At 62.8% G+C, this 26,660-nt stretch carries 30 protein-coding genes and 1 tRNA gene; 12 read left to right on the forward strand and 19 right to left on the reverse strand.

What is annotated here, in order from left to right:
• Window positions 1–44 precede the first annotated feature (44 nt).
• Window positions 45–1,628: a lysine--tRNA ligase gene (locus Q1A53_RS08695; protein ID WP_299965189.1), complete on the forward strand. Its 1,584-nt coding sequence runs from the start codon at window positions 45–47 to the stop codon at window positions 1,626–1,628.
• 58 nt (window positions 1,629–1,686) lie between these two features.
• Window positions 1,687–2,088 carry a DUF4864 domain-containing protein gene (locus Q1A53_RS08700; protein ID WP_299965191.1) on the forward strand — a complete coding sequence of 134 codons (402 nt, stop codon included), beginning with the start codon at window positions 1,687–1,689 and terminating at the stop codon, window positions 2,086–2,088.
• Between the two features lie 96 nt (window positions 2,089–2,184).
• Here Q1A53_RS08700 and Q1A53_RS08705 read toward each other — a convergent pair whose 3' ends face one another.
• Window positions 2,185–2,856: a hypothetical protein gene (locus Q1A53_RS08705; protein ID WP_299965193.1), complete on the reverse strand. Its 672-nt coding sequence runs from the start codon at window positions 2,854–2,856 to the stop codon at window positions 2,185–2,187.
• Window positions 2,857–3,078: 222 nt separating this feature from the next.
• Window positions 3,079–3,480 (reverse strand): hypothetical protein, encoded by a 402-nt coding sequence (locus tag Q1A53_RS08710; RefSeq protein WP_299965195.1) that lies wholly within the window; start codon window positions 3,478–3,480, stop codon window positions 3,079–3,081.
• A 142-nt stretch (window positions 3,481–3,622) separates the two neighbouring features.
• Between Q1A53_RS08710 and Q1A53_RS08715 the strand changes: the two genes are divergently transcribed.
• A complete protein-coding gene (locus Q1A53_RS08715; protein ID WP_299965197.1) occupies window positions 3,623–3,859 on the forward strand; it encodes a zf-TFIIB domain-containing protein in 237 nt (78 codons plus the stop codon).
• Window positions 3,860–3,882: 23 nt separating this feature from the next.
• On the opposite strand, the gene Q1A53_RS08720 is transcribed toward Q1A53_RS08715, so the two are convergent.
• From Q1A53_RS08720 to Q1A53_RS08745, 6 genes are all read right to left on the reverse strand, one after another.
• On the reverse strand, window positions 3,883–5,529 hold the full coding sequence (locus tag Q1A53_RS08720) for a thiamine pyrophosphate-binding protein (protein ID WP_299965199.1): 1,647 nt from the start codon (window positions 5,527–5,529) through the stop codon (window positions 3,883–3,885).
• Window positions 5,530–5,703: 174 nt separating this feature from the next.
• Complete coding sequence (locus tag Q1A53_RS08725) at window positions 5,704–6,042, reverse strand: EamA family transporter (protein ID WP_299965201.1); 339 nt, start codon at window positions 6,040–6,042, stop codon at window positions 5,704–5,706.
• Between the two features lie 88 nt (window positions 6,043–6,130).
• Complete coding sequence (locus Q1A53_RS08730; protein ID WP_299965203.1) at window positions 6,131–6,556, reverse strand: hypothetical protein; 426 nt, start codon at window positions 6,554–6,556, stop codon at window positions 6,131–6,133.
• Window positions 6,546–6,974 carry a Panacea domain-containing protein gene (locus tag Q1A53_RS08735; RefSeq protein WP_299965205.1) on the reverse strand — a complete coding sequence of 143 codons (429 nt, stop codon included), beginning with the start codon at window positions 6,972–6,974 and terminating at the stop codon, window positions 6,546–6,548. Before Q1A53_RS08735 ends, Q1A53_RS08730 begins: the two co-directional genes overlap by 11 nt.
• A 135-nt stretch (window positions 6,975–7,109) precedes the next feature.
• On the reverse strand, window positions 7,110–9,317 hold the full coding sequence (uvrB, locus tag Q1A53_RS08740; RefSeq protein ID WP_299965207.1) for an excinuclease ABC subunit UvrB: 2,208 nt from the start codon (window positions 9,315–9,317) through the stop codon (window positions 7,110–7,112).
• A gap of 84 nt (window positions 9,318–9,401) precedes the next feature.
• On the reverse strand, window positions 9,402–10,133 hold the full coding sequence (locus Q1A53_RS08745; RefSeq protein WP_299965209.1) for a VWA domain-containing protein: 732 nt from the start codon (window positions 10,131–10,133) through the stop codon (window positions 9,402–9,404).
• A 157-nt stretch (window positions 10,134–10,290) separates the two neighbouring features.
• Here Q1A53_RS08745 and Q1A53_RS08750 point away from each other — a divergent pair, with 157 nt between their 5' ends.
• The 4 genes from Q1A53_RS08750 (at window position 10,291) to Q1A53_RS08765 (ending at window position 12,899) form a co-directional block, all read left to right on the forward strand.
• A complete protein-coding gene (locus Q1A53_RS08750; RefSeq protein ID WP_299965210.1) occupies window positions 10,291–10,602 on the forward strand; it encodes an ETC complex I subunit in 312 nt (103 codons plus the stop codon).
• A complete protein-coding gene (locus Q1A53_RS08755) occupies window positions 10,590–11,057 on the forward strand; it encodes a GNAT family N-acetyltransferase (protein ID WP_299965212.1) in 468 nt (155 codons plus the stop codon). The genes Q1A53_RS08750 and Q1A53_RS08755 overlap by 13 nt, the downstream gene beginning before the upstream one ends.
• A 42-nt stretch (window positions 11,058–11,099) precedes the next feature.
• Window positions 11,100–11,176 (forward strand) — tRNA-Arg (locus tag Q1A53_RS08760).
• 337 nt (window positions 11,177–11,513) lie between these two features.
• The gene (locus Q1A53_RS08765) at window positions 11,514–12,899 is read left to right on the forward strand and encodes a glycosyl hydrolase 108 family protein (protein ID WP_299965215.1); all 1,386 of its coding nucleotides are present in this window, start codon (window positions 11,514–11,516) and stop codon (window positions 12,897–12,899) included.
• Between the two features lie 237 nt (window positions 12,900–13,136).
• On the opposite strand, the gene Q1A53_RS08770 is transcribed toward Q1A53_RS08765, so the two are convergent.
• Together Q1A53_RS08770 and Q1A53_RS08775 are read right to left on the reverse strand one after the other, a co-directional pair.
• A complete protein-coding gene (locus Q1A53_RS08770; RefSeq protein ID WP_299965218.1) occupies window positions 13,137–13,481 on the reverse strand; it encodes an antibiotic biosynthesis monooxygenase in 345 nt (114 codons plus the stop codon).
• The gene (locus Q1A53_RS08775; RefSeq protein WP_299965221.1) at window positions 13,478–13,804 is read right to left on the reverse strand and encodes an NIPSNAP family protein; all 327 of its coding nucleotides are present in this window, start codon (window positions 13,802–13,804) and stop codon (window positions 13,478–13,480) included. The genes Q1A53_RS08770 and Q1A53_RS08775 overlap by 4 nt, the downstream gene beginning before the upstream one ends.
• Window positions 13,805–13,882: 78 nt before the next feature.
• Here Q1A53_RS08775 and Q1A53_RS08780 point away from each other — a divergent pair, with 78 nt between their 5' ends.
• Window positions 13,883–14,566 (forward strand): winged helix-turn-helix domain-containing protein, encoded by a 684-nt coding sequence (locus Q1A53_RS08780; RefSeq protein ID WP_299965224.1) that lies wholly within the window; start codon window positions 13,883–13,885, stop codon window positions 14,564–14,566.
• A gap of 7 nt (window positions 14,567–14,573) precedes the next feature.
• Here Q1A53_RS08780 and Q1A53_RS08785 read toward each other — a convergent pair whose 3' ends face one another.
• The 8 genes from Q1A53_RS08785 to Q1A53_RS08820 form a co-directional block, all read right to left on the reverse strand.
• A complete protein-coding gene (locus Q1A53_RS08785; RefSeq protein WP_299965227.1) occupies window positions 14,574–15,548 on the reverse strand; it encodes an endonuclease/exonuclease/phosphatase family protein in 975 nt (324 codons plus the stop codon).
• 203 nt (window positions 15,549–15,751) lie between these two features.
• Window positions 15,752–16,375 (reverse strand): trimeric intracellular cation channel family protein, encoded by a 624-nt coding sequence (locus Q1A53_RS08790; protein ID WP_299965230.1) that lies wholly within the window; start codon window positions 16,373–16,375, stop codon window positions 15,752–15,754.
• A gap of 31 nt (window positions 16,376–16,406) precedes the next feature.
• Complete coding sequence (gene rnhA / locus Q1A53_RS08795; RefSeq protein WP_299965233.1) at window positions 16,407–16,871, reverse strand: ribonuclease HI; 465 nt, start codon at window positions 16,869–16,871, stop codon at window positions 16,407–16,409.
• The gene (locus Q1A53_RS08800; RefSeq protein ID WP_299965236.1) at window positions 16,864–17,457 is read right to left on the reverse strand and encodes a class I SAM-dependent methyltransferase; all 594 of its coding nucleotides are present in this window, start codon (window positions 17,455–17,457) and stop codon (window positions 16,864–16,866) included. Before Q1A53_RS08800 ends, rnhA begins: the two co-directional genes overlap by 8 nt.
• Window positions 17,454–17,906: a DUF3429 domain-containing protein gene (locus tag Q1A53_RS08805; protein WP_299965239.1), complete on the reverse strand. Its 453-nt coding sequence runs from the start codon at window positions 17,904–17,906 to the stop codon at window positions 17,454–17,456. The genes Q1A53_RS08800 and Q1A53_RS08805 overlap by 4 nt, the downstream gene beginning before the upstream one ends.
• The gene (locus tag Q1A53_RS08810) at window positions 17,903–18,517 is read right to left on the reverse strand and encodes a LysE family translocator (RefSeq protein ID WP_299965241.1); all 615 of its coding nucleotides are present in this window, start codon (window positions 18,515–18,517) and stop codon (window positions 17,903–17,905) included. Before Q1A53_RS08810 ends, Q1A53_RS08805 begins: the two co-directional genes overlap by 4 nt.
• Window positions 18,514–19,464 carry a 4-hydroxy-3-methylbut-2-enyl diphosphate reductase gene (ispH, locus tag Q1A53_RS08815; protein WP_299965244.1) on the reverse strand — a complete coding sequence of 317 codons (951 nt, stop codon included), beginning with the start codon at window positions 19,462–19,464 and terminating at the stop codon, window positions 18,514–18,516. The genes Q1A53_RS08810 and ispH overlap by 4 nt, the downstream gene beginning before the upstream one ends.
• Before the next feature lie 81 nt (window positions 19,465–19,545).
• Window positions 19,546–20,100, reverse strand: coding sequence for an NYN domain-containing protein (locus Q1A53_RS08820; RefSeq protein WP_299965247.1), 555 nt, complete (start codon window positions 20,098–20,100; stop codon window positions 19,546–19,548).
• Between the two features lie 97 nt (window positions 20,101–20,197).
• Between Q1A53_RS08820 and folK the strand changes: the two genes are divergently transcribed.
• Window positions 20,198–20,821, forward strand: a complete 624-nt coding sequence (gene folK / locus Q1A53_RS08825; RefSeq protein WP_366872522.1) for a 2-amino-4-hydroxy-6-hydroxymethyldihydropteridine diphosphokinase — start codon at window positions 20,198–20,200, stop codon at window positions 20,819–20,821.
• 2 nt (window positions 20,822–20,823) lie between these two features.
• Here folK and Q1A53_RS08830 read toward each other — a convergent pair whose 3' ends face one another.
• On the reverse strand, window positions 20,824–21,732 hold the full coding sequence (locus Q1A53_RS08830) for a LysR family transcriptional regulator (RefSeq protein WP_299965250.1): 909 nt from the start codon (window positions 21,730–21,732) through the stop codon (window positions 20,824–20,826).
• 90 nt (window positions 21,733–21,822) lie between these two features.
• Between Q1A53_RS08830 and Q1A53_RS08835 the strand changes: the two genes are divergently transcribed.
• The 3 genes from Q1A53_RS08835 to Q1A53_RS08845 all read left to right on the forward strand — a co-directional run bounded on the left by Q1A53_RS08835 (window position 21,823) and on the right by Q1A53_RS08845 (window position 26,337).
• A complete protein-coding gene (locus Q1A53_RS08835) occupies window positions 21,823–22,833 on the forward strand; it encodes a TAXI family TRAP transporter solute-binding subunit (RefSeq protein WP_299965253.1) in 1,011 nt (336 codons plus the stop codon).
• A gap of 27 nt (window positions 22,834–22,860) precedes the next feature.
• Window positions 22,861–24,603, forward strand: coding sequence for a TRAP transporter fused permease subunit (locus Q1A53_RS08840; protein ID WP_299965255.1), 1,743 nt, complete (start codon window positions 22,861–22,863; stop codon window positions 24,601–24,603).
• 162 nt (window positions 24,604–24,765) lie between these two features.
• Window positions 24,766–26,337, forward strand: coding sequence for a sulfatase-like hydrolase/transferase (locus tag Q1A53_RS08845; RefSeq protein WP_299965257.1), 1,572 nt, complete (start codon window positions 24,766–24,768; stop codon window positions 26,335–26,337).
• The last annotated feature ends 323 nt before the right edge of the window (window positions 26,338–26,660 follow it).

A 26,660-nucleotide genomic window follows, 5' to 3' on the forward strand; every position in this document is an offset into this window, starting at 1 on the left:
GACCCGCCACATGGGGTGCGCGGGCGAGAGTGTTCAGGTGAGATATGTCCCAGATACGTGACGCCGCGATGACCAGCAAGGCTTGGCCCTTCGAGGAAGCACGCCGCATTCTCAAACGCTACGAAAAGGCACCTCCCGAAAAGGGATATGTCCTGTTCGAGACGGGCTATGGCCCCAGCGGCTTGCCCCATATCGGCACCTTTGGCGAGGTCGCGCGCACGACCATGGTGATGCGTGCCTTTCAGGCGCTCTCCGACATCCCGACGCGGCTGATCTGCTTTTCGGACGACCTGGATGGCATGCGCAAGGTGCCGGGGAACGTTCCCAACCCCGACCAACTGGCCGAGCATCTGCAACGCCCGCTGACATCCGTGCCCGACCCCTTCGGCACCCACGACAGCTTTGGCGCGCATAACAACGCCATGTTGCGGCGTTTTCTGGACACCTTCGGCTTCGAGTACGACTTTATCTCGGCCACGGAGTTCTACAGGACAGGCCAGTTTGACGACACGCTGCTGCGGGCAGCGCGGAATTATGATGCTATCATGGACGTCATGCTGAAATCCCTGCGGGAGGAGCGGCGTCAGACCTATTCGATCTTCCTGCCCATCCACCCCGAGAGCGGTCGCGTGATGTATGTGCCGATGAAGTCGGTGGATGCGGAGGCGGGGACCATCACCTTCGATACCGAAGAGGGTGAGGAGATGACCCTGCCGGTCACCGGCGGTCACGTGAAACTGCAGTGGAAGCCCGATTTCGGGGCCCGCTGGGCAGCACTCGGCGTGGATTTCGAGATGTACGGCAAGGAGCACGCGACGAATACGGCGATCTACTCCAAGATCTGTCGCTTGCTGGGCGGGAAGGCGCCCGAGATCTTCAGCTACGAGCTCTTTCTGGACGACAAGGGGCAGAAGATCTCCAAATCCTCCGGCAACGGCATCTCGATTGATGAATGGCTGACCTATGCCAGCACCGAGAGCCTGTCCTACTTCATGTATCTCAAGCCGAAAACGGCCAAGCGCATGTATTTCGACGTGATCCCGAAGGCGGTCGATGAATACCACCAGCAATTGCGTGCCTACCAGACGCAGGACACCGCCCAGCGGCTCAACAATCCGGTCTGGCATATTCACGGGGGCGACGTGCCCGCGTCCAACATGGTGGTTCCGTTTTCCATGTTGCTGAACCTCGCAGCCGTGTCGAGTGCCGAGGACAAGGCGCAGCTGTGGGGTTTCATCCAGCGCTACGCGCCGGACACCAACCCCGAAAACAACCCGGATATGGATGCCGCGGCCGGTTTCGCGGTGCGCTACTACAACGACTTTGTGAAACCGACGCGGGTCTACCGGCTGCCCAGCGATCTGGAACGCGAGGCGCTGGCGGACTTGCGGGACCAGTTGGCTGCCTACGACGGGCCGCTGGATGACGAGGCATTGCAATCCATCGTATATGCCTGCGGGCGCGAGCGGTTCGACCCGCTGCGCAGCTGGTTCTCCGCGCTTTACGAGGTGCTGCTGGGTGCCAGCCAGGGGCCACGGTTCGGCGGGTTCATTGCGCTCTACGGGGTCGCGGAAACCGTGGCGCTGATCGATCAGGCGCTTGCAGGCGGGCTGGTGTCCGAGGGGTGATCCCTTGCCGTAGGCCGCGGGGGCCTTATCCTTCCTGGGAGATCAGGGAGGATGCAACATGCGGGACATTATTCTGGGGTGCGTGATCTGGCTGGGTCTTATGATTCCCGCACAGGCGCAGGAGGCGGATATTCAGGCCACCATCTCGCAGCAGCTGGAGGCGTTTCAGTCCGATGACTTTGCCGCCGCCTTTGAATACGCCAGCCCGAATCTGCAGCGGTTGTTCCAGACGCCCGAGAACTTCGAACGCATGGTCACCAATGGCTATCCGATGGTCTGGCGCCCGGGCGATGTCCGCTATCTGGAGCTGAGCGAACGCGACGGCAGCCTGTGGCAACGGGTGATGATCACCGATCAGCAGGGACGCCGCCATCTGCTCGACTACCGGATGCTGGAGACGGCGGAAGGCTGGCGGATCAACGGGGTGCAGATCCTTGATGCCGCCGAGTTAAGTGCCTGAGCTTCAGATCATTTTGCAAGCCCGGTGGTAGTCCATGGCGCGCAAATATGCACTCTGTCGGGTCCCGCTGGTGTGCCCGGGTCTCGGGCCAAAGCGTCAGAATTCCCGCCAGAGCCCGATCTTGATCTCCGCATCACCGCCGCCCATGAAGGGAAATTCAACGGACAGCTGAAAGGTCTGTTTGCTCTCGCGCGGGGTGAAGAGCAGCGAGGGGGCGAATTTGCCGAAAACTTCGCCATCCTCATGGGTCAGAAAGACCTGCGCCATGCCCTTGAACCTGTCGGTGAACCCAAGCCCGATGGTGCCATCCAGCTTGATGCGCGTCTCCAGCGGTGAGCGGGGAACATTGACGCTGCCGTCAATCACGGCCCAGCCGTATCGTTCGCCTACCTGGATGCCACGGCCCCAGGACAGCCCCGCTTCGACCGCCGGGGTGACAGTGTAGTTTTGTGATCGCGCACCGAAGCCCAGATGCCAGGCCCATTTCTGCGTGGCGTCGGGCGCGCTCAGCGCTCTGCGCAGAAAGACGATGGCCGATCCCGCCTGTTGCAACGTCCGGTCGATGCCATAGAAAACCGATGCGCCAATCGTCGTTGCCGCGGTCAGACCGTACTCCGCATAGAGCGATCCGCTCATGTCGTTGTTTTGGGTGACACCGCCCGTGGTCGATAGAAAACCGGTTTTTTCCTCACGCAACCAGGGACCCGCCTGCGCAGCCCCGGCGGTCGTCACCATCATGATCAGCGCCAGGACGCCCGCGTGCATCATATTAGTCTCCCGACCGGCATCATGGTTAACTGGCGTTAAGAAAAGGTTACGCCGCGTTAGGCGATGCGGAAGGTGCCCGAAAGCACTCAATCCTAAACCTGAGATACCAAAGGTTTAGACTGAAGCGCCGGCCCAAAGGATGGCGCAACAGTGCCTGTCGCGCGGGTGCTCTGATCAAAGCGGGATGTATCGGATTTAAGGTGGGATGCTTTAAAGACAGCCTCAGGCCCCGGCGGGCACTTCACATCGGCGGAAGGCGGCCACGGGCTCGGCAGCATCAATCAGCGGAAACTCCACAATCTCCACACCGGATCCGGCGGTTACCCGGGTGTTGAACTGCAACCCGTCCAGCACATTTCCAAACCCCTGGTCCGTCACCGTCAGCGTTCGCCCGTCCGGGCTGAGCCGGTGACGGTCGGTTGCGATGGCCAGTGCCGCGCCGCCGCCAAAGGCCATGTCAAAGCGCGGTGCCTGTGGCCAGGCACGGTCCAGCGTCAGGCTGATGGAATAAAGCGGTTGCGTGGGATCATAGGTCAATTCGATCTGCACCTGACCGGCGTCATGGTTCAGCCGACAGGGCAGACCGGGGGTGAATTCCCACGCCTGTGCCGTCGATGTCGTCATGAGAAGAGCAAAGATCATTAACCGCATTATGCTAACCTAAAGCGAAATCACGACCTGACGAGACCGCAGCCTGTTGCGGGTGAAAAGACAGGCCTGCGCACCTATATCTTGCCTTAACAAGCATCAACAACGGAGACGCCCGATGAAATGCCCCTTAGACGGAACGCCGCTTGTGATTACCGATCGCAGCGGGGTCGAGATTGACTATTGCCCCGAGTGCCGCGGCGTGTGGCTGGACCGCGGAGAGCTCGACAAGATTATCGACCGCAGTGCCTCGGCGCCGCCCCCGCCACCACCGCAATCCCGGGGCTATGACGACCGGGGTGGGTACCGCAAGAAAAAGCGCGGCAGCTTTCTCGAAGATATCTTTGATTTTTGAGCAGACTCACTGCGCTCGGACGCTCAGCCATCCTCCAGCGTTATCCTGGGGGAGAGCGCTCTTGGATCCAGTTTCAGATGGATGATGGCGGCGGTTCCGGCCGTGCGCGCCGCTGAGAGGGCTGCCGGGAAATCACTGTCTCTTTCCACGACCGCGCCGAAGCCGCCATAGGCTTCGGCAAGTGCCTTGAAATCCGGATTGCGGATGTCGGTACCGGATTTGCGCCGCGGGTAGTGCCGTTGCTGATGCATGCGGATCGTGCCGTACATGCCATTGTCCGCAAGGATCACTACTACACGGGCCCCGTACTGGCAGGCGGTTCCGAATTCCTGGCTGACCATCTGGAAACAGCCATCGCCCGCGAGGCAGATGACGTCCCGTTCGGGGTGGTGCAGCTTGGCCGAGATCGCGGCAGGCAGACCGTAGCCCATGGAGCCGGAGGTCGGCGTCAGCTGCGTGCGCCAGCTGCGATATCGGTAGTAGCGGTGCAGCCACGCGGAGTAATTGCCCGCACCATTGGTCAGGATCGCATCGTCGGGCAGCGCGGCGTTGAGATGGGTGATGACGTTCTCCATCCGCAAAGGCCCGTGCGTGTGCTCCGGCACTTGCCAGGCTTCATAGGACCGGCGTGCCTCCGCCAGTCGCGACCCGCCGTCCCGGCGTTCGGGACGTGCTGCAAGCTGGTGGACCACTCGTGCAGGACTGGCCACAACGGCGATTTCGGGCCGGTAAACGCGCCCAATCTCCGAGGGGTCGGGGTAGACATGGATTAGCCGCTGTGCGGGCACCGGTGCGCTCAGCAGCGTATAGCCCGAGGTCGTCATCTCGCCCAGTCGCGCGCCGAGGCACAGGACCACATCTGCCCGGCGCACCCGGTCGGCCAGATCCGGGTTGATCCCGATGCCCACGTCGCCGACGTAGTTGAGACAGCGGTTATCGAGATAGTCCTGACAGCGGAAAGAGGCCCCCACCGGCAGCCCCATCTGCCCGGCAAACTGCGCAAGGTCCCGCGCGGCCTGTGCGTCCCAGCCGCCGCCACCCACGATCACCAGCGGCTGTTGAGCGTCGGAGAGCGCGCCCATGATGGCGTCGATGTCATGGGTGCTGGCATAGCCCGCCGGCAAGGTCGCGGCAGGCACGGGCGTGGCATCCGCCGGGCCCGACAGCATGTCTTCGGGCAGGGCCAGGACCACCGGGCCGGGTCGTCCGGTCTGGGCGATGTGAAAGGCATGGGAGACGTATTCCGGAATGCGGTCGGCGCGGTCGATTTCGGCCACCCATTTTGCCAGCGGGCCGAACATCGCGCGGTAATCGACTTCCTGAAACGCTTCGCGGTCGCGCTGGTCGCTAGCGACCTGACCGACGAAGAGCACCATCGGCGTCGAATCCTGAAACGCCACATGCACGCCCGCACTGGCATTGGTCGCCCCGGGTCCGCGGGTCACAAAGGCGACGCCGGGCCTGCCCGTCAGCTTGCCTGCCGCCTCGGCCATCATCGCCGCCCCGCCTTCCTGCCGCGCGACGACCACATCGATGGCGGCGTCATGAAGAGCGTCGAGTGCTGCCAGAAAGCTCTCTCCGGGAATGCAAAAGACCCGCTCGACGCCCTGCGCCTGCAGGCAGTCAATCAGGAGCTTGCCGCCATGCGTCGCTGTCTCGCCGTCTTTCATTGCCGCCCCTTTTACTGATCGCTCGCGCAAGACCGTCCTAGCAGGCGTGCGCACGATCCTCAAAAGGGTTCTGACCCGTCGGCCGTCTCTATGGCCGCAAACACGCAGCTCCGGCGACCGGGATGCCCATTGCAAGAAGAAGGGTGGCGGTTTCTTCCCTAGGCTATTTGATGTCTAGGCGAGGCGGCTCATCAGCAGCATGGAGAGCAGCGCACAGCCGAGGCCCGCATATTCGCGCGCGTGGAGCGTCTCGCCAAACCAGAGCGCGCCGATGAGGGCGAGGGCGATGAGCGTGAGCATGGAATAGGCCACACCTGCCTGCGCGAGGGTGACGTGCTGCATGGCATAGAACCAGAAGAGCGCGGAAAGCGCATAGAGCGCCACGCCTATGGCCACATAGGTCGAGGTGATCGCGTGGCCCGCGTCGGCAGCGGTCTTGATGGCGAAATCGCCGATAATGACGATGAGCGCGGTGAAGAGGGCAAAGGTGTAACCGAAGGCAAATTGGGTCATAAATACTCGCAGGTTGAAAAGGGTTTGGTTTGAAATGCCGGAATAGTAGCACAAAACCCGGCCCGGCGCATCTTGCTACTTCAGGGCACTACTTGCGTGCACCAACGAATATCCCTGTCAAAACCATCCCGACGAGACTCACTACCGTTACCGCCGTGCTTCCGACAAGAAACTCAAGAACTGACGTATCCAGTTTGAAGCCATCTAGGCCCCAGAAAGTAGCTCCGCTGGCAAACACGAAGGCGCCTACAACCGTGCTATAGCAGCACATGAAGTAGAAAGCCTTTGATGCATATGGTCCAATGAGCTTGTTGAGTTCTTCTGCCGCCTCTTTCCGGTTACGTAGGGTGCCATTCAGGTCCCGAAGCTCTTGATTATCTGTTGCCAACTCATCGACGCGATTAAGCAGTTTATCAAAATCGTCTGACGAGTAGGTTTTGTCTTCCGCTTCTGGCAGTCGTGTTGGTGCGCTGTCGATATCGCCGACAGTGATTTCAGGTTGCTTATCGGCCACTTTCGGCTTGAGCGCGCTGTTGTCGGCCCGCTAGAGCCAATTTCGTGTAGTGTTCAAAAACTTCATTGTCGTCTAACTCAGAGTTTCGTCCTCGCCCAACATAAGCCTTCGTCCAAGGCGTTCCCGGTTCGTGTGTCATGTCGGACAGTTGAGCGGCCGTATAGTTCCCGTAGCGCGCCCAGACATGATCGATGATATCTTTCTCTGATTTATTCAGATTGGGCCGGATGATTTCGCCGTTTAATGGGCTTACCAACTCGCAGTGAACACCTTGATAGCCCCAGTCTTTGACATGACGCCAAAGGGAGACGTAGACTGGGCCGTTATCCCAAGCTTGAGGACGTTCAGAGATCAATGTCTCGCGGTTGATCACCAGATTCCAACCATTTGAAATATAAACCAATTTCTGGAGATACATTTGTTGGGGCCACATCGCTGAGGCGCGACGCGTCAAAAACTCGTTCGCAATTGCTACTGGGCTATGGCTTGGCAAGACAGAGCTCCTTTGGCGTGGCTATATAGTATCGTTTGGTAAAATGTAAGTATTCTTGTCCTAACGCCCCTTCCGCTTCCTCCGCGTCCCGCCACGCATCCCGCCGCGGCCCATGGTGCTGCGGCCTGATGCCTGCTGGGCGTCGTCCACTGCCTTCTCCACCGCGTATTGGCGCGCCATGGGGTCGTCGGCGACGGCGAGGTCGACCGCTTCCAGCCGTTTGACCTCGTCGCGGAGGCGCGCGGCCTCCTCGAACTCCAAGTTCTCCGCGGCCTTGCGCATGTCGTCGCGCAGACCGTCGAGCACGGCCTGCAGATTGCCGCCCGCCATCTGCTTGTCGATCTTCGCGGTGACGCGGCTCTGATCCGTATCGCCTTTGTAGAGCCCTGCGAGGATATCCTCGACATTCTTCTTGACCGTGGCGGGGGTGATCCCGTGCTCCTCGTTATAGGCGATCTGCTTGGCGCGGCGGCGGTTGGTTTCGGCCAGCGCGCGCTCCATCGAGCCGGTGATACGGTCGGCATACATGATCACCCGCCCGTCCACGTTCCGCGCCGCGCGCCCGATCGTCTGGACGAGCGAGGTCTCGGACCGCAGAAAGCCTTCCTTGTCCGCATCCAGAATTGCCACCAGCCCACATTCGGGGATATCGAGCCCCTCGCGCAGCAGGTTGATCCCGATCAGCACATCAAAGGCGCCCAGACGCAGATCGCGCAGGATCTCGATCCGTTCGATGGTATCAATGTCGGAGTGCATGTAGCGCACGCGAATGCCCTGTTCATGCATGTATTCGGTGAGATCCTCGGCCATGCGCTTGGTCAGCGTCGTACACAGCGTGCGGTATCCATCCGCGGCGACCTTGCGCACTTCGTCCAGCAGATCGTCTACCTGCATCTCGACGGGACGGATCTCCACCTCCGGATCCAGCAGGCCGGTCGGGCGAATGACCTGCTCGGTGAAAACGCCGCCCGTTTGTTCGATCTCCCATGCGGCGGGGGTGGCGGAGACGAACACGGACTGTGGCCGCATGGCGTCCCATTCCTCGAACTTGAGGGGCCGGTTGTCCATGCACGACGGCAGCCGGAAGCCGTGCTCGGCCAGCGTGAACTTGCGCCGGTAGTCGCCCTTGTACATGCCGCCGATCTGCGGGACGGAGACGTGGCTTTCATCCGCAAAGACAATGGCGTGATCGGGGATGAACTCAAAGAGCGTGGGCGGTGGCTCGCCCGGGGCGCGCCCCGTCAGGTAGCGCGAATAGTTCTCGATCCCGTTGCAGACGCCGGTGGCCTCCAGCATCTCCAGATCAAAGTTCGTGCGCTGCTCCAGACGCTGCGCCTCCAGCAGCTTGCCATCGTTCACCAATTGATCCAGCCGGATCTTGAGCTCTTTCTTGATGCCGATGATGGCCTGGTTCATCGTTGGCTTGGGGGTCACGTAGTGGCTGTTGGCGTAGATACGGATCTGGTCGAAACTGCCTGTCTTTTCACCGGTCAGCGGGTCGAACTCGGTAATGGCTTCCAGTTCCTCGCCAAAGAACGACAGCTTCCAAGCGCGGTCCTCAAGGTGGGCTGGAAAGATCTCCAGACTGTCGCCGCGCACCCGGAAAGAGCCGCGCTGAAACGCCTGATCGTTGCGGCGGTACTGCTGCGCCACCAGATCCGCCATGACCTGACGCTGATCGTAGCTGCTGCCGACCTTGAGGTCCTGCGTCATGGCGCCGTAAGTCTCGACCGACCCGATGCCGTAGATGCAGGAGACCGACGCCACGATGATCACATCGTCGCGTTCGAGCAGCGCCCGGGTGGCCGAATGGCGCATCCGGTCGATCTGCTCGTTGATCTGGCTTTCTTTCTCGATGTAGGTATCCGACCGGGCGACATAGGCCTCGGGCTGGTAGTAGTCGTAGTAGCTGACGAAGTATTCCACCGCGTTGTCCGGGAAGAACCCCTTGAATTCACCATAAAGCTGCGCAGCGAGCGTCTTGTTGGGCGCGAGGATGATCGCGGGGCGCTGCGTTTCCTCGATGACCTTGGCCATGGTAAAGGTCTTGCCCGTGCCGGTGGCCCCCAGCAGGACCTGATCCCTTTCGCCGCTGGTGATCCCCTCGCTCAACTCGACGATGGCAGTGGGCTGGTCTCCCGCCGGCTCAAAGTCCGTGGCCATGACAAAGGCCCTGCCGCCCTCCAGCTTCGGGCGGGCGCGCACGTCCGGGGCAGAGTTCGCCATCACGGCGGTCGCATCCGACTGATCGGTCTGGGCATAGGGCATGGGCGCACTCCTTGGCAGTCTCTCCCAACCTGTCATCTTTCGGATCAGGTTCAAGGGCTCCGGAGCCTCTGCTGACAGAAACTGTCAGCCGCGCCGAGGGTGGATCACGTCGCCTGTCCCGATCAGCTGGCAGCCCAGTGTCTCGCGCAGGGCCTCTGTCAGCTCATCCAGCGTCTCGGCGGAGACGTATTTGCCACCCGTCTGATCGGCCAGACACCGCGCCACGGTCACGCGGCTCTGCCCCGCTTCTTCCTCGGCCCCCGGCCAGGCGAAATGATCGTCACGCACCTTGAACCCGATCACATGCACCGTCAGGTCCAGTGCCTCCACCGCGAGCCGGTCGGCCAGCTGGCAGGGTCGGCCGCCGCAGGTCTCCTTGCCATCGGTCAGCAAGACGATTGCACCGGGTCGCGTGCGGTAGTCGAGCACCTCCGCCGCCATCTCCACAGCCTCGGTCAGCGGTGTCTCGCCCGCGGGCTCCAGCGTCTCGACGGCGTCGATAATGGGCCCGGCGGCCCCCGGCTGCGGACCAAAGCGCAGATCTATGTTGCCACAGGCAAAGGTTTTGCCCGGGCCGTAGATCAGCAACCCCAGCGGACGCATGGCGGCGATCTGCGGCATTGCTTCACGGACCGCCCGCCGCGCCTCAAAGATGCGTGGCTCATCCAGCAGGTTGAACCCCATCTCCGACATGGAGCCCGATCCGTCAAAGACGATCATCGCATCTTCGGTACAGCGTTGTGAGGCGATGGTCGGCGCGGCGCACAGGCTTGCGCTGCCCAACGCGATGGCCCCCAGCGTACGGCGCAGGGTCATTTGGTGATCCTTTGACTGTTCGGGTGGCAAAACTGTCGCAAATCTGCCCCTTTCTGTCCATCGTTGCGCAGAGATGTCGCGCATTGCAAATAAATGGTATCTTGCTGCGGCGCGTCAAATCCCGGATAATCGCACCATCTATCGAGGAGCCATCGCCATGCGCGCACGCATCTATCAGCCCGCCAAGACTGCCATGCAGTCGGGCACCGCCAAGACCCACTCCTGGGTGCTGGAGTTTGCGCCCGCCTCCGCGCGCGAGGTTGATCCACTGATGGGGTGGACGTCGTCCTCCGACATGCAGAGCCAGGTGCGCCTGCGGTTCGTGACCAAAGAGGCGGCGATGGACTATGCCCGCGATCATGGGCTGGACGCCGACGTGCAGGAGCCGAAGAAGCGCCGCCCCAACATCCGCGCGGGCGGTTACGGCGAGAACTTCGCGACAGGGCGCCGCGGAGCATGGACCCACTGATCGAGATCCGGCAGAGCGATCCGTCGCTTCCCGCCGTCATCCGTCTGATCGAGGCGCACAACGCCCACGGCGATGCGCATTACCCGGCAGAGAGCAACCACCACCTGACCCCGGATGATTACGCCGTCAGCGACGTGGACCTTTGGGGGGCATGGCACGGACCCGACTGTCTGGGCATGATTGGCTTGCAACCGCTCGGCGAAGCGGCGGGCGAGATCAAATCAATGCATGTAGGGCAGGCGGCACGTGGTCAGGGCGTCGCCGCGGCACTGCTCGAACATGTGATCCGGGTCGCCGGGGAGCGGGGGTGGCAAAGCCTCTGGTTGGAAACCGGCAGCCGGGATGGCTCCGCCGCGGCGCGCGCGCTCTATGAAAAATGCGGGTTCTGCTATACCGAGCCTTTCGGGACATATGTGCTCGACCCGGAAAGCGTTTTCATGACCCGTCGCATCTGAGACTTGCCAGATCCGCGCGGCTGCGGCATGAAGCGAGGCAGCGGTCCCTTAGCTCAACTGGATAGAGCAGCTGACTTCTAATCAGCAGGTTCAGGGTTCGAGTCCTTGAGGGATCGCCATTTATGACGCATTGGGCGGTTTGGTCCTTTGTGCGGTGTGCCGGGACAAACACAAAATAGCTTCGGGATCGAATCTCTCTCAGGCGTAAGACCAATCATGTCTTCGCTGGCCGAATAGCTGCTCGTATCGAATGCGTCTTGGTGCGTGCGGGAATGCCTTGTTCCGGGGGTGCATACGGCTGCGAATATCTGCCGCCAGCCAAAGGTTTACCGAAAAAGGATGTGTCATTCGGGCAAGGTAAGAATGTCCGCAATTCCCTCAATAGGTGACCCAACCGTGAAACTGTGATATATCTTCTGATATTTTAAAGAAGATATATTGAGAAGGACGCGCATTATGAGTCCGTTTATTGCCGTTGCCGGGAGCGTTTTTCCCGAGATATTGAAACTGGTTCTCAGCAGGAAGCATCACGATAAAGTCGAGGCACTTTCCGGTGCGATCGAAGGGGCCGTCAAGAAGGCAACCAATTCCGATGATCCGTCCGATGCGACCACGGCAATTGATCAGGACCCGAAGGTCGAGGCCGAATTGAGGATTCGCCTGGCAGAGATTGCTGCCGCCGAAGAACAAGAAGAACGCGAAGCGTTAGAGAGAAAGCGCGAAGCAGAGCAGCTCGCTCAGCAGGAGAAGCGGGATTTCGAGCTGAAGCAAATCGAAGCGTCACACGCACGAACGATGGACCGCTTCAAGGCCGAAATGGAAGCGGCGGGCGCGAAACGAAAACAGGATCTTACCGAACTTCAAGAGCGCCTGACCGATGTGCGCGATGCCCGCAGAGGCTTTGAGGAGTTGGCAGCAAGCGGCAGCAGATTTGCCTGGGCACCTCCTGTCATCTCCACGATTATCGTTCTCGGCTTCTTTTCCATCCTCGGAATTCTGCTGCTTCAGGATATACCTGCGCTGGATCTGGACACGGAGCAGGGTGAGCGGCTCTTTCAGATCATCAACATTGTCATCGGTGCGCTAACAGCGGCTTTTGCGACCGTGATCAGCTTTTGGCTGGGCTCATCGCAGGGCTCAAAGCAGAAAGACCTGAACAGTCTCACCGTCGATACCCGGCGCGTGGCAGCGGAAGAGCGTCGTGAAGAGCGGTTGCTGGAACAAGTGGCGAAGGTCGCAACATCCAGTCAACCCATATCGATCGAGACGCCGCTTGCGGGCATTTTGCCGGCACCCGTGGAGAAGACCCGGAAGCTGGCAAATGAAACAAACTTCTCCCGCTGCATCGGGCCGATCCTTGAGGCGGAAGGCGGATTTGTCGATCACCCCAAAGACCCCGGTGGTGCGACGAATATGGGGATTACATTCAATACACTTCAATCGTGGCGGCGCCCCGCAGATATCGATGTGAATGATGTTCGAAATCTGACGGAGGAAGAAGCCAAGCAGATCTACCGCGCGAACTATTGGAATGCATTGAGCTGCGATGAATTGCCGAACGGCGTTGATCTGGTGGTCTTTGACTTTGGCGTGAACGCGGGGCCTGGGCGCTCTGCCAAAACGCTGCAACGGGTCGTCGGTGTTAAAGACGACGGTGTTATCGGTCCGATTACCTTGGCCGCCGTTCAAGCCGTGGATCCGGAACATATCATCCGGCGTTTCGGCGAGCTTCGGATGGAGTTCTACCGCGGGCTAGATACGTTTCCTGTCTTTGGGAAGGGTTGGACGCGCCGGGTTGAAAAAGTGGGCGACCGGGCGTTGGAGCTTTTCCGGGCCGGATAGAAAGGCGTCGGGCGTACTGCCCGACGCGGCAAAGGGACGGATCGCACAGGAAATGCGCGCTCCGTTCCAATTTCTTTTCCAAACGCCCAATCCCGCGATATTGCTACGTCTTAGCAACGTCCACATCATCGCGAATGCCCGCTGCCGCACCGGGACAACGGCCCGCACCTCAATCGCATGCAGTCCATCCGGACGGGTGGCTGTGGCGCGCCGGATACCGTTTAGGTTTCCAGACCTTCAATCGTGTACCGAGCGGCTGTCCTTGGGTGCTTCGGCCCGGTCGAACATACCGTAGTTCCGGATCACATGAGCAATCCGCAACCGGTAGTCTGCGAACACACCCTTGCGCCCCTTGCTTTGTGCACCGCGGTGAGCCGCCAGATTGCGCCAGCGGTCGATGGCGGCCTCGTCCTCGAAAAAGGACAGCGACAGGATCTTGTGCGGGTTCGTCAGGCTCTGGAACCGCTCGACCGAGATGAACCCCTCCACCTCATCGACCATCGGGCGCATGGCCGCCGCGATGTCGAGATACTCTTCCTTGCGGCCCTCGGCCGGTTCCACTTCGAATATGACGGCGATCACGGGATGCCTGCTCCTTTGTCTGGTGTCACGCGGGTCAGAAAGGTCCGATCCTCGCGCAACAGAAACTTTTCCTCCTGCGCAAAGGCGTAATTCTCACGCCCCAGCGGGTCCGCGGCCAAGCGCGCGCGGTAGGCCTCGTAATCGGCCAGGCTGGCCACATTGTAAATCCCGTAGGCCAGCGTGCTGGAGCCTTCGTGGGGTGCGTAATAGCCGATCAGATCCGCCCCGCAGCGCGGGATCGCCGTGTTCCAATTGTGGGCGTACTGCTCGAACTGGGCCTTCTTCGCAGGATCTATGTGGTAGCGGATGATGCAGGTCAGCATGACGGGGGTCCTTTCGCGGTTTGCTTTCCGCCATCCTATCCGATTGTGCCGCGTAAATGCTTCGTCTAGCATCGAAGTATGAAGGAAGGCCCCGACATCTCTCACGTTGCGTCCCTGATCGGTGATCCTGCGCGCGCAAATATGCTCACCGCGCTGATGGGCGGGCAGGCGCTGACCGCCAGCGAACTGGCGGCAGAGGCGGGCGTGACCTTGCAGACGGCCAGCGCGCATTTGTCAAAGCTCGCGGGGGGCGGGTTATTGAGCCCGCGCAAATCCGGGCGTCACAAGTATTTCGCCCTGGCGAGCGATGAGGTCGCGCAAGTGTTGGAGGCGCTGATGGGGCTTGCTGCGGGCAGTGGCCAACCGCGTCGCCGCCCGGGTCCCAAGGACGCGCGGCTGCGGCAGGCACGGATCTGTTACAAGCATCTGGCGGGCAGCATGGGCACACGGATGTTCGACAGCCTGCTGACCCAAGGCCACCTGCTGCAGCAGGACGAGGAGATACGTCTGACCCCGAAAGGCACCGGCTTCGTTGAGGGCTTCGGCATTGATCTGGATGGTTTGCGCAGCGCTCGCACGCCGCTCTGCCGGGCGTGTCTGGACTGGAGCGAACGACGTTCTCATCTGGCGGGCAGTCTGGGCCGCGCCTTTCTGCACAGGTTTGAAACGCTCGGCTGGATCACGGTCTGCACAGAGAGCCGCGTCGTCACCTTCTCTGCCGATGGCGCGGAGGGTTTTGCGCAGTTGTTCGGGCGCTGTTGAGGTTTTCTCAGCGCGTCTCGCCTTCGCCAACGGCTATCACCGCCCGCATCGGAAAATGATCGGACCCCACCGGGTCAGTGCGGGTGAAAGACACCAGATCAATACCTTCGGTGACATACAATTGGTCGATGGGAAAGCGCATCAACCAAGAGGTCGCATCGAAACTGGCCAGCATGCCACGCCCCACCCGGGGGTCGAGGAAGTTGCCGTGGTGCTTGAACCGCTCCGCAGTCCATGACCAGGCGACATCGTTGAAATCCCCCATGGCCACCACCGGCAACCGATTGCGATCCGCGATCTGTGCAGCGCGCTGTATCTGGGCATCACGCTCCTCGGTGTCGCTGCCGGGCACGGGGGGGCGCGGGTGCAGCCCCACAAAGAAAAAGGCGCCGCCCGGGCTTTCGATCTCCGCCAGCAGTGCGGGGGTGGTGTCATCGCTGAGAAAGACCGTTTCCGCCGCGACAACCGGCAGGCGGGTCGCAAAAACCATACCGTAGTGATTGGGCAGCGGGTGGCGCACGACCGTCTCGTAGGTCGCCAGCGCAGGCTCCAGCGCCTCGACCCAGGCGGCGTCCGTCTCCATCAGAAACAGCACATCCGGGTCCTCGCGCGCGATCATTTCCAGCGTCCGGTCGTATTGATCGTTCTCCATCAGCACGTTGAACGACAGCAGGGACACGCGATCCCCCTCGGCGGTGGATTTGGCCAGCGTGATCTCGGGCTCTGCAAGGCGCGTGTAGGGGAAGATGCGGAACCCTTGGTAAAGCGCCGCAACAATCATCAGCGCCGCCACCGCCTGTGTCGAAAGCTGCGCCAGATACAGCCCGAGCACCGCTGCGAAAAGCGCCACGACCGCGATGTGGACGCGGGGAAAATCCCATCCCCGGATCCACCAGTCAGCGCGTGAGGTGAGCGGTGCCAGCGTAGTGAATGCGACGGCGGCCGCTGTCAGCCAGAAGAGAAAGAGGAGTAAGCTATGCATGCGATCGCGATTGATGGTGACTGTCCCCGACATAGGCCGTATCAGGCCGCTTTGGTCAACGTGCAACCGTGCGCGGGGTTCCCTAAAGCGGTTCGACTTATGCTTGGGCCACGTCTTCGCGGCCTCTCCCTTTGGTCGAACGCAAAGAGTGATACCTGATGTCTGGGGTCAAAATCGAAACGCTTTAAATTGCGCGCAGGTGGTCAGGGCCGGGGCGGGCGGGATCTATAGACCGGGAGCTGCCAGCCGAAGGCGAGCGAGCCGGCCCGAAGTGCCCAGGTCACGGCAGCGCATAGCATCAGCGCCACCGACGGATCCGGCAGATACCCCTGCGTCAGCGCTGCAACGGTCGCCCCGGCAAAGGCGGCGGTGACGTATAGCTCGCCCTGTTTCAGCACCAGCGGGACGTCGTCCAGCACCACATCGCGGAGCAATCCGCCCATGCAGCCCGTGATGGTGCCCATCAGCACGGTGACCAGCACCGGCTGGTCCAGCGACAGCGCCACGCCGGTCCCGGCTGCGACGGCCACCGCCAGCGCGAAGCTATCGAGCCACAGCAGCGCCTTGAAACGGCTCTCGATCATATGGGCCGTGAAAAAGACGAGTGCCGCCGCAGCACAGGCCACGCCGATGTATGCAGGCTCCGCGATCCAAAAGACCGGGTTGCGGTCCAGCAGCACATCGCGCACCGTGCCGCCACCAACCGCCGTGAGGCAAGCCACAAAGGCAAACCCCACCGCATCCAGCTGCTGACGGCTGGCCACCAGCGCGCCGGTCAGGGCAAAGACAAAGACCGACATGAAATCCAGAATGGCAATCATGCTCAATGGGTCGGGTCCCTGCTGTGACGCCTCGTGCTCACTCTGACCTGGCCTTTTTGTAAGGCGCCATGCCCGCCCGTGCCAGAGCGTCCGCGCGCTCGTTCTCTGCGTGGCCCGCGTGGCCCTTCACCCATTTCCAGCTCACCTCATGCCGGGCCTGTGCGGCATCCAGGCGCTGCCATAGCTCTGCGTTGGCCACGGGTTTCTTGGCCGCATTCTTCCAGCCGTTCCGCTTCCAGCCGTGGATCCACGAGGTGATCCCGTTTTTGACGTAGTTGCTGTCGGTCACGATGGTGATCGTGCTGCTACGGTTCAGCGATTCCAGCGCGTTGATCGCGGCGAGCAGTTCCATCCGGTTATTGGTGGTTTGCGGCTCGCCCCCCTGTAACTCGCGTTCCTTGATGACGTTCCCACCGTCCATCGCGCGCAACAGCGCCCCCCAACCACCGGGGCCCGGATTGCCGCTGCACGCGCCGTCGGTATAGGCGAAAAGCTCAGCCACGCGCCGCCAGACAGATCCAGTCTGCCTCCACCCCGTCCAGCCCCTTTTCCCGCCCTGTCGCGCGGTCGGTCACGCTCAGCCCGACGTCTGCCAGAAGCCCGGTCAGCTCAGTATCCGTGTAATAGGTATAAAGCCGCCCGATCGGGTCGCGCTGCGCGCCCGCGCCGGTCTTCATCCCGATGTGGAAGACGCCGCCGGGGCGCAGGGCCTCGGCAATCGCGGCCAGATGTCCGGGCATGGCGTGTCGCGGTGCGTGCAGCAGCGAGAAATTGGCCCAGATGCCATCGTAAAGGTCGGTGCCCCCGATATCGTCGAAACCCGCCACCCGCGTGGTCACGCGCGGATGGCGACTGGCCAGCGCAACCATCTCCGGAACGGGATCCATTGCGGTGACTTGCAGTCCCGCATCGGCCATGATCGAGGACGAAAAGCCCGGACCGCACCCGATGTCCAGCACTGTGCCGCCATCAGGCAAGGCCGCGATGAAAGCTTCCAGCTGAGGGTTCTGGTCGCTCCCGCCTGCAAACCGTTCCGCATAATCACTTGCGCGCCGGGCGTAGACCCGCAACGTCTCTTCATCGCTCATAACAACACCCCGACGCCAAGACAGATCACCACGATCGCTGTCAGCAGCACCCGCAGGGACATCCACCAGCGCGGGGTCAGTCCCCACTGCCAAAAGGCGAAATCCAACACCAGCAGCCCCAGAAACCCGAAGATCAGGTTCATCCCCGCCGTCGTGGGCCCACCCCCCGTCATGAAGAATGCCCAGAGTGCGGGGATCACCGACAGCGCGTAGCCCGTCGCCGCCCGCGCGCCCGAGGTGCGCGTGGCAAAGCCCCACAGGACGCCCGACATGAACGACAGGATGACCGAGCCGTAGAAAAGCTGCACGTAAGGTCCCACAAACCGCGGACCAAAGGTGGTGGCCCCCCAGTTCGCGAGCGGCTCATTTATGTAGGTCGCCGCTCCCCAAACGAAGGGGATCAGCCCGGCCAGCCCAAGGATCAGCGGTGCCGTGGGGACGCGGGTCACGCGCGCTCCAGCGCCAGACGGCCCGCCAGTGCCGCAAAAATCGCCGCGAAGGAGCGGTTGAGCCAGCGCATCACCGCCTCGGAGCCGAGGATCCACGCGCGCGCCTGTGCCGCAAAAAGACCGTAGAGCACAAAGACCACAAAGGTCAGCGCCATGAAGATCCCGCCCAGCAGCGTCATCTCCAGCGTGGCAGTGGCCGGATTGCCCGACAGGAACGGTGGCAACAGCGCCACGAAAAAGATCGACAGCTTGGGGTTCAGGATGTTGATCAGCGCACCGCGGCGCGCGATGCGCCACCCGCTTTCCGTACTGCGTTCCGCCGAAATCGCCAGCGCCCCGTCAGAGCGGAGCGACTGCCACGCCAGCCACAGCAGGTACGCCACACCAGCCAGTTTCACGACCGTGAAGAGCAGCGCCGAGGTGTGCAGCACAGCCGCAAGCCCCAGCGTTGCCGCCGCCAGATGCGGCACAATCCCGAAGGTACAGCCCAACGCAGCCCAGGCCGCCGCGGCCCGCCCGCGCCCCAGACCAAGCGCCAGCGTATAGATCACCCCGGTGCCGGGGGCGAGCACGACGACAACTGCCGTCACCAGAAACTGGAGCGAGATCATGCCGGTACCCGCAGCACGCGCGGCACCTTGAACTCGACATTCTCCACCGCCGTCTCCACCGTCTCGCGGGTGACGTCGTAACGGTTTTCAAAGGCGCCGATCACCTCGTTGATCAGCACTTCGGGGGCGGAAGCGCCTGCGGTGATGCCGATGGACCGGATGCCCTCGAGGCTGCGCCAGTCGATGTCGTCCGCGCGCTGCACCAGCTGGGCATACTGGCAGCCCGCCCGCGCGCCCACCTCGACCAGCCGTTTGGAGTTGCTGGAGTTGGGGGCCCCCACGACCAGCATCGCATCGCATTTGGGGGCCATCGCCTTGACCGCTTCCTGCCGGTTGGTGGTGGCGTAACAGATATCTTCCTTGTGCGGGCCGACGATGGCCGGGAACCGGGCCTGCAAGGCGGCAACAACCTCGGCCGTGTCATCGACGCTGAGCGTGGTCTGCGTCACATAGGCCAGCCGCTCGGGGTCGCGCACGGTGATCGTGGCGACGTCCTGCGGTGTCTCCACCAACAATACGTCACCGTCCGGTAACTGCCCCATGGTGCCCACGGTCTCGGGGTGGCCCGCGTGACCGATCATGATCATCTGAAGCCCGTTGTCCGCGTGGCGCTGCGCCTCGATATGCACCTTGCTGACCAGCGGACAGGTGGCATCCACATAGACCATCTCGCGCGCGGCAGCGGCGGCAGGCACCGCCTTGGGCACACCGTGGGCGGAAAAGATCACAGGTCGGTCGTCGGGGCAGTCATCCAGCTCATCCACGAAAACGGCGCCCTTGTCGCGCAGCCCGTCGACCACGAACTTGTTGTGCACGATCTCGTGGCGCACGTAGACGGGCGCGCCCCATTTCTCCAGCGCCAGCTCCACGATCTTGATCGCGCGGTCCACGCCCGCGCAGAACCCGCGGGGGGCTGCCAGATACAATGTCAGGGGCGGTTTGGTCATGGGCGGTGCTCCGGAACTGATGATCCTTTGCTACCGCCTTGCGCCGTCAGCGTCCAGCGCGGCAACCGCGCACGCCCGGTGTCATGCGTTGACGGCGTTCTGTACTTCACGCGGTGGGCGGCCGATCACTTCTTTGAGCTCATCGAGTTCGATGAAGTTGTCGGCCTGTCGCCGCAGATCATCCGAGATCATCGGCGGCTGGCTGCGGATGGTCGAGACGACCGACACGCGCACACCCGCGCGCTGCAGGCTTTCCACAAGAGGCCGGAAATCGCCATCACCGGAGAAGAGCACGATATGATCGACCCGCGGGGCCAGCTCCATCGCATCGACGGCAAGCTCGATGTCCATGTTGCCCTTCACCTTCCGGCGCCCCATGCTGTCGGTGTATTCCTTGGCGGGTTTCGTCACCATGCTGAACCCGTTGTAGTTCAGCCAGTCGACCAGCGGACGGATCGGCGAATACTCATCGTTCTCCAGCAGCGCGGTATAGTAGAACGCCCGCAACAGCTTGCCCCGGCGCATGAATTCCTGACGCAATAATTTGTAGTCGATATCAAAGCCCAGGGACTTTGCGGCTGCGTACAGATTCGAGCCGTCGATGAACAGCGCGAGCCGTTCGTCCTTGTAAAACATTTTGGGTCCTTCCAAAGGAGGCGGTCGCTGGTGCTCACCAACGAATTAGATTATTTATTCAGCGAACCGATTAGTTCAAAAATAGGGGTTTTTCACCGTGCCGCAAGTCTCCGCTGGGCCGGAATCCAGCAAAAACCCGCCACTGGACCCGACAATCGCTCTGGTTGCCCTAGGGTCAAATCGTGCATCGCGGGAGGGAACACCGGCGCAGGCGGTTCTGGCGGCCATCGCAGCGCTTGGTCGGAGGGTCGGAGTGATTCGCGCGCAGAGCCCTCTCTACCGGACGCCGGCCTTCCCGCCGGGCAGCGGTACCGACTTCGTGAATGCGGTCGTTTCGCTGGAAACGACCCTGGCGCCGGGGGCGGTGATCGCGGCGCTTCATGAGATTGAGGAAGGCATGGGGCGCACCCGACAGGAGCGGTGGGCGGCGCGCACACTCGACCTCGATCTGCTGGCGATGGACGATATGCTGCTGCCCGATCCGCAGACCCACGCCGCCTGGCGGTCCTTGCCGCTGGCCGACCAGATGGCGCGCGCGCCGGAGCAGTTGATCCTGCCGCACCCGCGGCTGCACGAACGCGCCTTTGTGCTGGTCCCGTTGGTGGACGTCGCAGCCGACTGGGTGCATCCTGCGTTGGGTCTGACCGCCCGGCAGCTGTGTGAAGCCCTGCCCGCGCATGCGCTCTCCGGGGTCACACCGTTGCCCGACGCCGCGGCCTGAAGCTACCCGTCGGCGCCCGCGAGCCGAGCCTGAAGTGCGGCCAGAAACGCCTCCACCAGCGGATTGGCGGGCGTGTTGCTGCGCTGGATCGCCCCCAGCGGTCGGTGAAACTGGGGATGATCGAACTCCAGAAAAACCAGCCGCTCCTCCAGATAGGGCCGCGTCGTCTCCACCGGCATGGTGGAGATCAGGTCCGTCGCCGCGACGATTTCCAGTGCGGCGCGAATCGAATCGGTCTCGCAGACGATCTGGGTGTCCTGCACGCCCGAGGCGACCATCGCGGCCTCCGTCTGCTGCCGCAGCAGGCTGCCCCGCGAATGCGCCAGCCATTGCTGCGTTTCCAGATCCCGGGCTGTGATCACCTGCGCCCGGGTCAGAGGATGATCGCGTCGGCAGAGTATCGCCACCCTGTCGTCGATCAGCGGCAAGAAATTGAGCCCGGCGCCGGGGGCATTGGCCCCTTGCGGACCAAAGACAATGTCGATCTGACCGCGCTCCAGCATGCTGCGCAGCGCGTGGACCAGCCCGGTGCGGATCTCCACCCGGCACTCGGGATGTGTCGCCACAAAGCCGCTGAGCGTATCGGTCAGGAACCGGCCCGACACAATCGGCGGCGCGCCGATGCGCAGCTGCCCCGCGGACCCGGTCTGGGCCAGCGATGCGAACTGCCCTGCCTGTTCCTCGGCGATGCGAATGCTCAGACCGCTGCGCGCCAGCTTGCGGCCCAGCTCGTTCGGGACCGATCTGCGCCCGTCCCGGTCAAAGAGCGGCGCGCCCAGCCGGTCCTCCAGCGTGCGGATGTTGCGGCTCAGCGCGGGCTGGCTCAGCGACAGCCGGTCGGCTGCGGCCTGAAACGCCCCGGTTTCGACGATCACCGAAAGCTGCGCCAGATGTCTTGGGTCCAGTTTCATATCAATTCCCGATGTATCAGATCTATTTCTTGATTATACGTGATGAAGCACCTTTGATACCCTCACGATGACAAGAGGGAGGACATCGTCATGAACAGCAGCAACCTGAAACGGTTGGCACTTTCCGCGTGCCTTGCCATTGCCCTGCCGGGGCTGGCGCTGGCGCAGATCTACAAGGGAGAGACCGCAGGCGTCGGCGACCCGGTGCACACCATGTTCGTGGCCTTCTCCAATCAGGCGGGCAAGGCGGATGTGCAGATCCAGGTCAACGCAGGCCAGACCCTGACCAAATCCATGCTCAAGGGCGCCAAGGGGGATATCGACTTCTTCTCCACCGTGCCCTCGCTGGTGAACCTCATGGCCGGGCAACAGCGGATGTATGAAAACATCGACGCCGCTCCGGAACTGGCCAAGAACCTCCGCGCAATCCTTGGCTTCAAGGCAGGCGCCTATCATCCGGTGACGCTGGCAGGCTCTGGCATCGAAAGCTGGCAGGACATCAAGGGCAAGACCGTCTTCACCGGCCCACCCGCGGGGTCAGCCTCCGCCACGTCGGAGGCGCTGATCCGCATTCTCACCGGCTACGTGCCTGGCGAAGACTACACCGCCGTACGCCTCAGCTGGGGCGAAGGCTACGCGGCCCTGGCCGATGGCAAGATCGACATGATGGTCCGCCCGGCAGAGATCGGCTCCGCCAACATCGAACGCTTCGGGCTGTCGGGTGAATTCCGGGTGCTGTCCATCCCGCAGGACAAGCTGGAAAGCGACGAGATGCAGGCGCTCTTTGGCAGACCCGGCCGCGGTATGCTGACCTTCGATGGCGGCGTCTACCAGGGGCAACTGACATCGGGCGAGATCACGGCCTTGGGGTTCACGCAGTTCGTGGGCACCCATGCCGACATGGCCGATGATGTGGTCTATGCCGCGACAAAGGCCTTCTGGGACAACCTCGACGATGTCCACGCCACCGCCTTCTTTCTCAAGGACGTGACGCCGGAGACCGCCTTTACCGCCGTCAACGTGCCGCTGCATCCCGGCGCGCTGCGCTATTACGAGGAAGCGGGGTTCGAGATCCCCGATGCCCTGCGCCCCGGCTCCTGATCCTCGCGTGAAGCAAAGCGCCCTGTCATGACCGAAGTCGCCCCCTCCCAAGCCCCGCGGGTTTTCGCAGTCGCGGCCTCGCTGGCCTGTGTCGCGCTCGGGGGGATCACGCTCTACAGCTCCGGCCTCGGTCTGATCGACCCCAAGCTGCACCGCGCGGGCGGCTTTGCGCTGGCACTGGTCGTGGGCATCGCGGTGTCGCAGCAACGGCGCGCCGCGGCGGGCAAACCGGTGGGCACGCGGCAGATCGGCATCGACGCGGTGCTGCTGCTCGCGGGCCTCTGGTCCATCTGGTCGTTTCACTTCGTTCAGACACAGATGGAAACGGCGCTCTACGATGTGAGCACCCGCGATGCCTGGCCCGCGCTGGCCGGGCTGTTGGTGTTTCTGGAGCTTTGTCGCAGGTTGTGGGGCTGGGGGCTCTTTGGCATCGGCGCTTTCGGCGTGCTCTACCTGCTTTACGGTCAGGATCTGCCGGGGATCATGGCCCACACCGGGTTTTCGCTCAAGGAAGTGGCCGAGGCGCTGTGGTACAATACAAACAAGGGCGTCTTTGGCTCCATCACCAACATCGTGCTCAGCACGGTCTTCATCTTCATCATCTTCGGCGTGCTGCTGGAAGGGACGGGCGCGGGCGATACGCTGCTGAAGTTCGCCTTTCTCGCCACCCGCAGGACCCGGGGCGGCCCGGCGCACGCAGCGATCCTCGCCTCCTCGATGTTCGGCACCATGTCGGGATCCACGGTCGCGAATATCGTCGGGACCGGGACGTTCACCATCCCGATGATCAAGAAACGCGGCTTCTCCCCGACCTTCGCGGCGGGGATCGAGGCAACCGCCTCCTCGGGCGGGCAGATCATGCCGCCCATCATGGGGGCTGCGGCGCTGGTCATGGCCGATCTGACAGGTGTCGGCTATCTCAACATCATCGTGGCGGCGCTGTTGCCTGCGCTCTTTTACTACTTCAGCCTTTTTGCCGCCGTGACCATCGAAGCCCGCCGGCAGGGCATCGAGGTCCAGCCCCTGACGCTAGATGACCGCATCACCCGCACCGACGTGATCAACTCCGTGCTTTTCGCGGGGCCCATCGCGGTGGTCATCGGCTCACTGCTGGCGGGGTTGTCGACCTCCGCTGCGGGGTTTTACGCGGTGGTCGTGCTGCTGGCGCTCTGTGGTATCAACCCCGAGGTCCGGCGCGATCCCCTGCGGGTCTGGCGGTCATTTCTCAAGGGTGCGGAATCCGGGGCGACGCTGCTCATCGCCATCGCGGCCATCGGGATTCTGGTCGGCTCGCTCGATTCCACCGGGCTGGGGCTGAAACTGGCCAGCGTCATTTCAGAGATCCGGGGCGAGAGCCTGTTCTCCGCGCTGCTGGTCGCCATGATCGGCGCGCTCATCCTCGGGATGGGGATGCCCACCCTGCCCGCCTACCTGATCATCATCCTGGTGATGGGGCCGGCCATTCAGGCGCTCGGCGTGTCGATGCTCACGGCGCATATGTTCGTCTTCTACTACGGCGTCGCCTCGTCGCTGACCCCGCCCGTGGCCATCGCGGCCTATGCCGCGGCTCCCATCGCCGGGGCCAACCCCCTTTATGACGGCGCTGATGTCCTTCCGGCTGGGGATCGCGAAATTCATCATCCCCTTCATCTTTGCCTTCTACCCCACCATCCTGATCATCGAGACCTTCAGCCTGCTGCCCTTCCTCTGGATCATCCTGCGCACGGGACTGTGCATCTGGCTCTTTTCCTCGGCGCTGTCCGGCTTTGACCGCCGCAAGCTCAGCTGGGCGGAGATCGCGCTGCGCTTTGCCGTCGCCTTTGCCTGCCTGGCGCTCAGCCCCGCCGTGCATCTGCCTGCCATCGCCGCGGGCCTCGGCCTGATCGCGTTTGATCTGCGCGCCGCGCGCCGCCCCAGTCCAGAGCCCGCGTCATGACCAAACGTCCCAACTTCCTCTTCATCATCACCGACCAGCACCGCGCGGACCATCTGGGCTGCTACGGCAACACCACCGTCCGCACCCCCAATATCGACGGGCTCGCCGCAGGGGGGACCCGGTGGGACAGGTTCTACGTCGCCAACCCCATCTGCATGCCCAACCGCGCCTCCATCATGACGGGGCGCATGTGCTCGGTGCATGGCGCGCGGCACAACGGCATCCCGCTGTCACGCGATCACACCACCTTTGTGGAGCTGCTGCGCGATGCGGGCTACAGCACCGGGCTCATCGGCAAATCGCACCTGCAAAGCTTCACCGGCCTGCCCGCCACCAACCGGTTCGAGCCTGCGCCCGGCATGACCGCCCCCGCGCCCCACCTGCGCGATGCCTACAAGAACAACCGCCACACGCCCGAGTATGATCTGGAGATCGCGCCCAAATGGGACCGCCCGCTGGCCGAGCGTCTGCAGGGCGATTTCTACGGGTTCGAGCACGTGCAGGTCGCCGCCGATCACGCCGATCAGGCCTCGGGCGACTACCTGCTCTGGGCGCGCGACCAACACCCTGATTTCGACAGCCTTGTGGGTCCCGACAACGCGCTGCCCGACAACCGCATCAACGCGCCGCAGGCCTGGCGCACCGCCGTGCCGGAGGCGCTCTATTCCACCAGCTGGATCGCGCAACAGTCACAGGAGTGGCTCCGTGCCCGCGCGGCGGAGGATCAGCCGTTTTTCCTGCAGATGTCCTTTCCCGACCCGCATCACCCTTTCACGCCGCCGGGCCGCTACTGGGATATGTACGACCCTGCCGCCATCGACCTGCCCGCCTCCTTTGGCAAAGGCGATCTGCCGCCCATCCGCGCCATGCGGGCCGCTTTTGCCGCGGGGACCGATCCGCGAGACAACCAGAACCCCTTTGCGGTGACCGAAGACGAGGCCCGCGCCATCATCGCGCTCACCTACGGCATGATCACCATGATCGACGATGCCATCGGGCGGGTGCTGGAGCAGCTGAACGCGCTCGGGCTGGCGGAGAATACGGTGGTCATCTTCACCTCTGATCACGGGGACTACATGGGCGATCACGGGCTGATGCTGAAGCTGCTGCTGCATTACCAGGGGCTGATCCGGGTGCCGTTTATCTGGCAGGACCCGACGCGCCCGGCGCAGACCACGCAGCGCGGCGATCTGGGCTCCTCCATCGACATCTCCGCCACGGTGCTGGCGCGCGCAGGGATCCAGCCTTTCAACGGGCTGCAGGGCCGCGATCTCATGGCCAGCGAGCCGCCGCCCGCGATCCTCGTCGAAGAGGACAGCCAGCGCAGCATGACCGGGTTCGAGCGGCCGCAGCGGGTGCGCACCATGGTGACCGACCGCTACCGCATGTCGCTGCGGCAGGGCGAGGACTGGGGCGAGCTCTATGATCTGCACGCCGACCCGCAGGAGCTCGACAATCTCTATGACAGAACGCAGGCCGCATCCGTGCAATCCGCGCTGACCGAAACGATGCTGCGCCGCACCATCGCCCTTCAGGACCGCGCCCCGCTGCCTGCCTACCGCGCCTGACCGCTTTCATGCGCCCGAGACCGAGGCCTCCCCAAAGCGCCTCCCACAGTGAAACACCGCGCAACGTCCATCAATTGCCTCGGCAGGACCTAAGCCTGGGCGGCTTTTGCCGTGTCACCATCTGGATGACGCGGAACACTCACTGCGACTGCGGGCAAAGCGTGTTCGAGACCGAACCCATCCGCAAAGATCCGCACCCGGGCCGCGCCCCTCTCAGAGCCGACGCCGCTTCGCTGTCCGGATCGCGGACAAGGACGAAACCGCTCTCGCGGTATTGGCGCTTGTGGCGGGTTATGCGCACTGAATTTGGCGCTGCGATTTTG

It is taken from the genome of uncultured Roseobacter sp. (assembly GCF_947496515.1).
Taxonomy (GTDB): domain Bacteria; phylum Pseudomonadota; class Alphaproteobacteria; order Rhodobacterales; family Rhodobacteraceae; genus Roseobacter.

What these genes read in the sequence shown, in the direction of transcription:
- Q1A53_RS08695 (WP_299965189.1), top strand. Translation starts at nt 45, where the DNA reads ATGTCCCAGATACGTGACGCCGCGATGACCAGCAAGGCTTGGCCCTTC.
- Q1A53_RS08700 (WP_299965191.1), top strand. Translation starts at nt 1,687, where the DNA reads ATGCGGGACATTATTCTGGGGTGCGTGATCTGGCTGGGTCTTATGATT.
- Q1A53_RS08705 (WP_299965193.1), bottom strand. Translation starts at nt 2,856, where the DNA reads ATGATGCACGCGGGCGTCCTGGCGCTGATCATGATGGTGACGACCGCC.
- Q1A53_RS08710 (WP_299965195.1), bottom strand. Translation starts at nt 3,480, where the DNA reads ATGACGACATCGACGGCACAGGCGTGGGAATTCACCCCCGGTCTGCCC.
- Q1A53_RS08715 (WP_299965197.1), top strand. Translation starts at nt 3,623, where the DNA reads ATGAAATGCCCCTTAGACGGAACGCCGCTTGTGATTACCGATCGCAGC.
- Q1A53_RS08720 (WP_299965199.1), bottom strand. Translation starts at nt 5,529, where the DNA reads ATGAAAGACGGCGAGACAGCGACGCATGGCGGCAAGCTCCTGATTGAC.
- Q1A53_RS08725 (WP_299965201.1), bottom strand. Translation starts at nt 6,042, where the DNA reads ATGACCCAATTTGCCTTCGGTTACACCTTTGCCCTCTTCACCGCGCTC.
- Q1A53_RS08735 (WP_299965205.1), bottom strand. Translation starts at nt 6,974, where the DNA reads ATGTATCTCCAGAAATTGGTTTATATTTCAAATGGTTGGAATCTGGTG.
- uvrB (WP_299965207.1), bottom strand. Translation starts at nt 9,317, where the DNA reads ATGCCCTATGCCCAGACCGATCAGTCGGATGCGACCGCCGTGATGGCG.
- Q1A53_RS08745 (WP_299965209.1), bottom strand. Translation starts at nt 10,133, where the DNA reads ATGACCCTGCGCCGTACGCTGGGGGCCATCGCGTTGGGCAGCGCAAGC.
- Q1A53_RS08750 (WP_299965210.1), top strand. Translation starts at nt 10,291, where the DNA reads ATGCGCGCACGCATCTATCAGCCCGCCAAGACTGCCATGCAGTCGGGC.
- Q1A53_RS08755 (WP_299965212.1), top strand. Translation starts at nt 10,590, where the DNA reads ATGGACCCACTGATCGAGATCCGGCAGAGCGATCCGTCGCTTCCCGCC.
- Q1A53_RS08765 (WP_299965215.1), top strand. Translation starts at nt 11,514, where the DNA reads ATGAGTCCGTTTATTGCCGTTGCCGGGAGCGTTTTTCCCGAGATATTG.
- Q1A53_RS08775 (WP_299965221.1), bottom strand. Translation starts at nt 13,804, where the DNA reads ATGCTGACCTGCATCATCCGCTACCACATAGATCCTGCGAAGAAGGCC.
- Q1A53_RS08780 (WP_299965224.1), top strand. Translation starts at nt 13,883, where the DNA reads ATGAAGGAAGGCCCCGACATCTCTCACGTTGCGTCCCTGATCGGTGAT.
- Q1A53_RS08785 (WP_299965227.1), bottom strand. Translation starts at nt 15,548, where the DNA reads ATGCATAGCTTACTCCTCTTTCTCTTCTGGCTGACAGCGGCCGCCGTC.
- Q1A53_RS08800 (WP_299965236.1), bottom strand. Translation starts at nt 17,457, where the DNA reads ATGAGCGATGAAGAGACGTTGCGGGTCTACGCCCGGCGCGCAAGTGAT.
- Q1A53_RS08810 (WP_299965241.1), bottom strand. Translation starts at nt 18,517, where the DNA reads ATGATCTCGCTCCAGTTTCTGGTGACGGCAGTTGTCGTCGTGCTCGCC.
- ispH (WP_299965244.1), bottom strand. Translation starts at nt 19,464, where the DNA reads ATGACCAAACCGCCCCTGACATTGTATCTGGCAGCCCCCCGCGGGTTC.
- Q1A53_RS08820 (WP_299965247.1), bottom strand. Translation starts at nt 20,100, where the DNA reads ATGTTTTACAAGGACGAACGGCTCGCGCTGTTCATCGACGGCTCGAAT.
- Q1A53_RS08830 (WP_299965250.1), bottom strand. Translation starts at nt 21,732, where the DNA reads ATGAAACTGGACCCAAGACATCTGGCGCAGCTTTCGGTGATCGTCGAA.
- Q1A53_RS08835 (WP_299965253.1), top strand. Translation starts at nt 21,823, where the DNA reads ATGAACAGCAGCAACCTGAAACGGTTGGCACTTTCCGCGTGCCTTGCC.
- Q1A53_RS08840 (WP_299965255.1), top strand. Translation starts at nt 22,861, where the DNA reads ATGACCGAAGTCGCCCCCTCCCAAGCCCCGCGGGTTTTCGCAGTCGCG.
- Q1A53_RS08845 (WP_299965257.1), top strand. Translation starts at nt 24,766, where the DNA reads ATGACCAAACGTCCCAACTTCCTCTTCATCATCACCGACCAGCACCGC.